Origin of the sequence: Phenylobacterium sp., assembly GCF_016793285.1 — a bacterium.
Taxonomy (GTDB): Bacteria; Pseudomonadota; Alphaproteobacteria; order Caulobacterales; family Caulobacteraceae; genus Phenylobacterium.
Genome location: NZ_JAEUMO010000166.1, coordinates 1 through 2,352, shown reverse-complemented (window position 1 = coordinate 2,352; position 2,352 = coordinate 1). Strand labels below are relative to the sequence as shown.

Annotated in this window: 2 protein-coding genes; both read left to right on the top strand. The window is 70.6% G+C overall.

Annotated features, from left to right (window positions below):
- Positions 1 to 403: EAL domain-containing protein (locus JNL41_RS15040; protein ID WP_293476292.1), on the top strand; the 403-nt coding region annotated here is incomplete at its 5' end.
- 174 nt (positions 404 to 577) lie between these two features.
- The coding region (locus JNL41_RS15035) for an elongation factor G (protein ID WP_293476290.1) at positions 578 to 2,352 on the top strand (1,775 nt) is incomplete at its 3' end.

Here is a 2,352-nt window from a genome sequence, read left to right as displayed (position 1 = left end):
CGACCGCCACATCCAGGCGCTGCGCACCGCCGGCTGCGAGGTGTGTCTCGACGACTTCGGCGCCGGCGCCGCCTCCCTGGCCTATCTGCAGCAGCTCACGCTCGATCTGCTCAAGATCGACGGCCGCTACATCCGCGACCTGCAACATGGCGGCCGTGAGGCCACCTTCGTCCGCCACCTGGTCAACATGTGCGGCGAACTCGAGGTCAAGACCCTCGCCGAGATGGTCGAGACGCCCGAGGCCGAGGATGCCGTGCGCCGCGCCGGCGTCGATTACGCCCAGGGCTGGCTCTACGGCCGCGCCGCCGACGAGCCGCTCTCCGAGGCGCAGTTGCGGGCGCAGCTTCAGGGGCCCGAAGGGGCCCTGGCCGTGCGCTCCGCTCTGGAGCGACAGGCCGGGTGAGCGCCTCACGACTTCGTGAGGTTTCGCCGACAAAAGTCCAGGCGTAGGGTTCCCCACAGGGCGGCGTCGGTCGGCCCAAGCCGGTCCGCGACCGTCCACAACCTGCGCTTCAGGCGCTCTCACCTCTCCCGGGCATCGGGCGCCTTGAGCGCCAGTGGTGATGGGAGAATGACCATGGCAATCCGAGACAAGGGGTCGGTTCGGGCGCTCGCGCTCGTCGGCCCCACGAGCGCCGGCAAGACCGCTCTCCTGGAAGCCCTGCTGGAAGCCGCCACCGGGCAGGCGGTTCGCAAGGGCGAGGTCGGGGACTCCAGTCCCGAGGCCAAGGCGCGCGGTCACTCGGTCGAACTGAACCTCGCCGGCTTCGACTTCATGGGCGACCGCTACGTGGTCGTGGACTGCCCCGGATCCCTGGAATTCTGCGCCGAGATCGACCCGGCCCTTCCGGCCGCGGATCTCGCCATCGTCGTCGCCGATCCCGACCCGGCGAAGGCCGTGCTGCTACAGCCGACACTGCGGGAGCTGGAGGCGCTGGGCGTGCCGCACGCGCTCTTCATCAACAAGATGGACCAGGCCCGCGGCAGCCTGCAGGACCTGCTGGATGCGCTGGCGCCGGTCTCGTCCGCGCCGCTCGTGGCCCGACAGATCCCGACGTGGAAGGGCGACCAGGTCACGGGCTTCATCGACCTGGCGCTGGAGCGTTGCTTCGTCTACCGGCAGGGCAAGCCCTCCGAGCAGATCGACATCCCCTCGGACCTGCAGCAGGAGGAGGCCGACGCGCGCTTCCACATGCTGGAGCAGATGGCCGACTTCGACGACGCGCTGATGGAACAGCTCCTCTCCGACGTGACGCCGACCCGCGACACCGTCTTCGCCGACCTGGTGAAGGAGATGAACGACGGCCAGATCGTGCCGGTCTTCTTCGGCTCCGCGCAGAACGGCTTCGGCGTGCGCCGGCTGCTGAAGGCGCTGCGTCACGAGACGCCGCCGCCGGAGATGGCCGCCAACCGGCTGGGCGTCTCCACGGGCGCCTACGTCCTGAAGACGGCCTACGCCGGCCAGTCCGGCAAGCTGGCCTATGCCCGGGTGTTCGGGGCCAGGCTCGCCGACGGCGCCGATCTCGTCATGCCCGACGGAACCAGGAGCCGCGCCGGCGGGCTGAGCCTCGTCCAGGGTTCGGCGCTGAAGAAGGTGGCCGAGGCGCCGGTGGGCGACATCGTCGCGATCGGCAAGGTCGAGCAGGCGGCGGCGGGGCAGATCCTGTCGACCAGCGGCGCCGCCCAGGCGGTGCGCGCGGCGGCGCGGCCCCGGCGGCCGCTGTTCGCAGTGGCCCTGTCGGCCAAGAACCGCAACGACGACGTCCGCCTCTCGGGCGCTCTCAACAAGCTGATCGAGGAGGATCCTGGCCTGTCGCTCACCCACGACGCCGAGCAGCGGCAGGTGCTGCTGGCCGGTCAGGGCGAGGGGCATGTGCGCCTGGCGCTCGAGCGCCTGAAGCGGCGGTTCGGGGTCGACATCGACACCGTGCAGCCGAAGACGCCCTACCGCGAGACGCTGGCCCGCGGCGCGCAGCAACGCTCGCGCCACAAGAAGCAGTCGGGCGGCCACGGCCAGTTCGCGGACATCACGGTGGAGGTGAAGCCCCTGCCCCGCGGCTCCGGCTTCGTCTTCACCTCGAAGATCGTCGGTGGCGCGGTGCCCAAGCAGTGGATCCCGGCGGTCGAGGTGGGTCTGCGCGACGGCCTCGCCAAGGGCCCCAAGGGCTTCCCGGTCACCGACGTGGAGGTCGTCCTGCTGGACGGCCAGACCCATGCGGTCGACAGCTCGGAAATGGCGTTCCGCACCGTGGGACGCCTGGCGATCGAGGAGGCGATGGAGCAGACCGGCACCATCCTGCTGGAGCCGATCGAGAAGCTGACGGTCTACTCGCCCTCGCCCAGCGCCAGCCA